The organism is Nostoc sp. CHAB 5715 (assembly GCF_020829685.1).
In the GTDB taxonomy this organism is placed as follows: domain Bacteria; phylum Cyanobacteriota; class Cyanobacteriia; order Cyanobacteriales; family Nostocaceae; genus Nostoc.
Genome location: NZ_JAIVFR010000740.1, coordinates 1 through 3,887, shown reverse-complemented (window position 1 = coordinate 3,887; position 3,887 = coordinate 1). Strand labels below are relative to the sequence as shown.

General features: G+C 39.1%; 6 protein-coding genes. 2 read left to right on the top strand and 4 right to left on the bottom strand.

Translation table 11 applies throughout. The annotated features are described in order from the left end of the window. On the top strand, positions 1–182 hold a 182-nt coding region (locus LC574_RS30320; protein ID WP_229457307.1), incomplete at its 5' end, for a hypothetical protein. A gap of 394 nt (positions 183–576) precedes the next feature. On the opposite strand, the gene LC574_RS30315 is transcribed toward LC574_RS30320, so the two are convergent. Beyond that, positions 577–753: a hypothetical protein gene (locus tag LC574_RS30315; protein ID WP_229457306.1), complete on the bottom strand. Its 177-nt coding sequence runs from the start codon at positions 751–753 to the stop codon at positions 577–579. A 514-nt stretch (positions 754–1,267) separates the two neighbouring features. Beyond that, entirely contained in the window at positions 1,268–1,543 is a 276-nt protein-coding gene (locus tag LC574_RS30310) for a hypothetical protein (RefSeq protein ID WP_229457309.1), read from the bottom strand. Positions 1,544–2,333: 790 nt separating this feature from the next. Between LC574_RS30310 and LC574_RS30305 the strand changes: the two genes are divergently transcribed. Further along, positions 2,334–2,501 carry a CopG family transcriptional regulator gene (locus LC574_RS30305; RefSeq protein ID WP_267871727.1) on the top strand — a complete coding sequence of 56 codons (168 nt, stop codon included), beginning with the start codon at positions 2,334–2,336 and terminating at the stop codon, positions 2,499–2,501. A gap of 445 nt (positions 2,502–2,946) precedes the next feature. Here LC574_RS30305 and rpsU read toward each other — a convergent pair whose 3' ends face one another. Together rpsU and LC574_RS30295 are read right to left on the bottom strand one after the other, a co-directional pair. Beyond that, on the bottom strand, positions 2,947–3,138 hold the full coding sequence (gene rpsU / locus LC574_RS30300; RefSeq protein ID WP_229457305.1) for a 30S ribosomal protein S21: 192 nt from the start codon (positions 3,136–3,138) through the stop codon (positions 2,947–2,949). A gap of 120 nt (positions 3,139–3,258) precedes the next feature. Further along, positions 3,259–3,576 carry an RNA-binding protein gene (locus tag LC574_RS30295; RefSeq protein ID WP_229457304.1) on the bottom strand — a complete coding sequence of 106 codons (318 nt, stop codon included), beginning with the start codon at positions 3,574–3,576 and terminating at the stop codon, positions 3,259–3,261. Between the last annotated feature and the right edge of the window lie 311 nt (positions 3,577–3,887).

Below are 3,887 nucleotides of genomic sequence, written 5' to 3'. Positions count from 1 at the left end.
GATTGGGTGCTAATGACGACCTGAATTTTAGAATGGCATACTGTAGCTTATCGGTTAAATTTCATTTCATCCGAGAAAATCTGATAAAACTGAGTAAATTCAGGTGCGATGTCTACGACGGGCTATGCCTACGCAATTCATGTCTGTTGTTGGAGATCGCTACAATCTCAGCTTACCAATAAATCTATCCAGCACTACCTTAGTATGGATCACGGTACTCTTGAAGATTCTGGTTTCTTAGCTATGCCGATCATTTAAATAACTTTATTCCCCAATTATTAGACATCTCCAGAAAATAATTATGCGTTACCTGAAACCCTTGTACAGACGTTGCAATGCAACGTCTCTACATTCATTTTCGGAGATGTCTATTAGCTACCTCTTCATGGTAAGAGGATATATTAAACAATTCGCAATTCGCTTTTTCGCCCATTCGCAATACTTCGGCTACGCTACCTCGGCTCCGCTCGGCACAATTCAGTACAAGTTCGCAATTACGTTTTGTGTAAGCGTTGCGTTAGCGATAGCGCAGCGTTAGCGAGGAACGAGCGTCTGGGGATTTAGACCCCAATCGCATTACAAGCTTTGGCATTGGGATGGGGTTTTAAACCCTAAAACACAAGCGATAATGTCAATTCTAATCAGAATTTTTCTACCAGTTGCTATAACTATATTATCAAGCGATCGCTTGCTGGCTATAAGACCAAAAACCACCGCCTGGTAAGCTGTTCGACCAAATAATTCATAATTCATAAATGTTAGAATTTTACAGCAGATCACACGCTCATTTTTAATGACCGTGGTTTTAAAGAGCGTGGAGAGTTCAGCATCTCACACGCTCTTTAAATTATGAATTATAAATCATGTTGACATAGGTGGATATTGTTTACATATCTACGTCAAGCTTAATTTTAGATAAAATTGATTCTGCTGGCTAGGAGTGTTCAGGTTAGCTACCTAGCAAACCAATGAACCAAAAAAATCGACAGACTTTAGCTGCGTTTCGATGTTATTCGCCGCTTCCGCTCAATGTGAATCAAGCATGGAAGTTCTCATCAAAGATATCTAAATAATTTTGCTTAATTATGGCTCTTCGGTTATTTTTATGGAAAATCTGGTTCAAAATCATTGAAAGCCTTATCTTGTAAGGATTACGTTTAAAACAAGAGCATAATTCTTTATAACCCTTGTTCCGTAAGGGTTCTGTTATGATCAATCGTTAATCACTATAAAAAGAGCGAAAGAGCCTTAATTATTTAGTCTTACATTAGTACTGAATTTTGAAAACGATAAGACTAACAAGTACGGCAATACCTAGCGCTCTCCGAAAATAATTAACGCCTTGAAATAATTCCAACCACGCCCAAGTAAACAAGGAGCCGTATGCTACTAAGTCTAACAATGTATTGATTTTGCCGCTTGGAAAAATTAGAGTTAGTAAACTAGTTACTATCCAAACAATAAGTGGTAGATTTGGCATCTGAGCTATAACAATGTTACCTTCGTTGTCGCGGAAGGTTTTATCAACCAATGTGTTTTGCATCATTTTTAATTGCTACTTAGCTACAAATAATTAATTTACAAAAACGACTGGGTACTCTTGTGATAATAGATTTGCAATTAATTGCAAATCTATTAATGATAGTAAAACATTTAAAACGCTCTTTTAAACTATCTAATTGCTGAGATTAGAGCGGTAAAGCATATTCCTATATGACTATGTTAAGAGGCATACTCACACGAAATCTGCCAAAATATCTGTCGGGAGCCTTTTGCAATTTGGAGCGATTGTGATAGTTTTACCTCCTGTCTCACCTCGACTGCGCCCTTCTCTACGAGAGGCTGCGCCAACGGCTACGCTCAGGACAGGCTCGGCGACCACCAGCAAGAACTGCCTCAAAACCCGTACTTTTATACTTTATCTAAAAGAAAACTGCTGTATATCTGAAGTTGAGGATCAGTCTAAAGGGTGAGTAAATGAGCCAAAATGCAGTTGTCTAGTTTAATTGCGATCGCTTCCTCAATTGCCCTAATATCTCCAATGTGGTACTGTAGGTTGGGCTACTGATGTGGACTAGCGTATATTTGAGCAAATTACTTACTCTGCATAAATTTATTTTATACTCTTTTAATACTGGCTTTATAGTTACTACTTTTAAGTGAGTTAAACTTTATATTCTAAAATAGACTTTACATCTTGACTATTATTTGGAAAAACATATTAGTCTACTTCATCATTTCTTGAATTAAAATTCCTTGATAATACCCATGTAGTAACAGATTAAGTGATTGATATTAGAGAAGTAGTTGAAAAATCGAACTTGTCTAATATTATGAATAAAAAATGGGCTGCTAAACGACTTACAATCAATCTCACATCAAGTGAGGCACAGAAGCTTGAACAATACTGTTCAATGACGGGAAGACCAGCAACCGATGTGATTCGGGAGTTAATTCGCTCTCTTTCTACTCAAGAGGAAAAAATGTCCCAAACCTACTAAATCATACTCAACAAATCGCTGTTGGGAGTGGATGTATGCCAAATCTCCATCTCAGCAGTCCGACCACCAATTGGGGTTTTCCATGCTACTTACTACCCTTCTCCGTCAGGAGAAGGGTTACAATTCTAGTATTACCTGCCCAAAGTCCTGGCTCAACTTTCCAAGACAGAACCTTCAAAGTCTTGTAGACTACTAAGGGAATGCCAAAAATAAATTTTTCAGCCAAATTTTAGTAAGGTCAGCGTAGCGATCGCCATAACAATCAAAAGTTTTTTGCAGTTGGGGGACACACCGTTATTTACATTGCCCATCCCATAATCAGTAATGCCTTTGCCAAAACTTACCCTTTAAATTTACATGCAGGAGTACAGCGATCGCCTCTTCGACAGCTAATAATCTAATGAGAGAGTGCGTTAGTGTACCTTACCGTAGGTATCGCTTGTTTTCAATTGGGACGGAAATTTCTCTTACGTTGTTTGTGCCTTGCAACTTCTTTGCGCTTGTGTTTTTCCAAAGGCGTTTCAAAGTGACGATGCTTTCTCATGTCTGGAAAAATACCTGCTTTGGAAACTTCTCTCTTAAATCGACGTAAAGCTGACTCAATTCCTTCATTTTCGCCCACAAATACTTGGGTCATTTTCATCTCCTATTTAATTGGTACTGGGCAATTTTAAGCTATCCAGTAGACCGAAGCGCAAAAAGGGCAGATAATGATTCTGCCCTTAAGACGTTAAAACTTAATTTTTAATCTTAAAGCTTAGTAGCGTCCTCGGTTGTATCCACCACCGCCACCGCCGCGACGATCGCCACCACCAAAGGAACCACCTCTATCTTCCTTAGGTTTAGCCTTGTTCACTTTGAGATCGCGTCCCATCCACTCAGCACCATCAAGAGCTTCAATGGCAGCTGTTTCTTCAGCTTCTGTACCCATCTCTACGAAAGCAAAGCCGCGTGGACGTCCTGTTTCGCGGTCGGTAGGCAACTGAACCCGTTTTACAGAACCATGTTCGGCAAAAACAGATGTGAGGTCCTCTTGTGTGACCTCGTAGGATAGATTACCTACATAAATTGACATGCGTTATCTCCAAAATCATAGGTGTGTAGAGATTTAGATTTCGGAGACAAGCTTGTTAAGACCAAAAGGGAAAAGCCTGTCAATACTAAAAACAAACGCTGTAACCGAATTTTATTCTCACTTAATTACCTTAGCACATCATTGAGTTCTTACCCACCGTAATTAAAAATTGGGGCATAGGGCATGGGCATTGGGCATTGGGCATTGGTTCTTCTCATGAGCGAACTCCGAACATTAAGTAGCAGAAATTCCCCAAATAATTGCAAAATAAATGCAGTTAGTCATTGTTACTAATTGGAAATGCCGACTAC

Bases quoted from the DNA above. Each gene is read 5' to 3' on its own strand.
- LC574_RS30315 (WP_229457306.1), bottom strand. From the start codon at position 753: ATGAATTATGAATTATTTGGTCGAACAGCTTACCAGGCGGTGGTTTTT.
- LC574_RS30310 (WP_229457309.1), bottom strand. From the start codon at position 1,543: ATGCAAAACACATTGGTTGATAAAACCTTCCGCGACAACGAAGGTAAC.
- LC574_RS30305 (WP_267871727.1), top strand. From the start codon at position 2,334: ATGAATAAAAAATGGGCTGCTAAACGACTTACAATCAATCTCACATCA.
- rpsU (WP_229457305.1), bottom strand. From the start codon at position 3,138: ATGACCCAAGTATTTGTGGGCGAAAATGAAGGAATTGAGTCAGCTTTA.
- LC574_RS30295 (WP_229457304.1), bottom strand. From the start codon at position 3,576: ATGTCAATTTATGTAGGTAATCTATCCTACGAGGTCACACAAGAGGAC.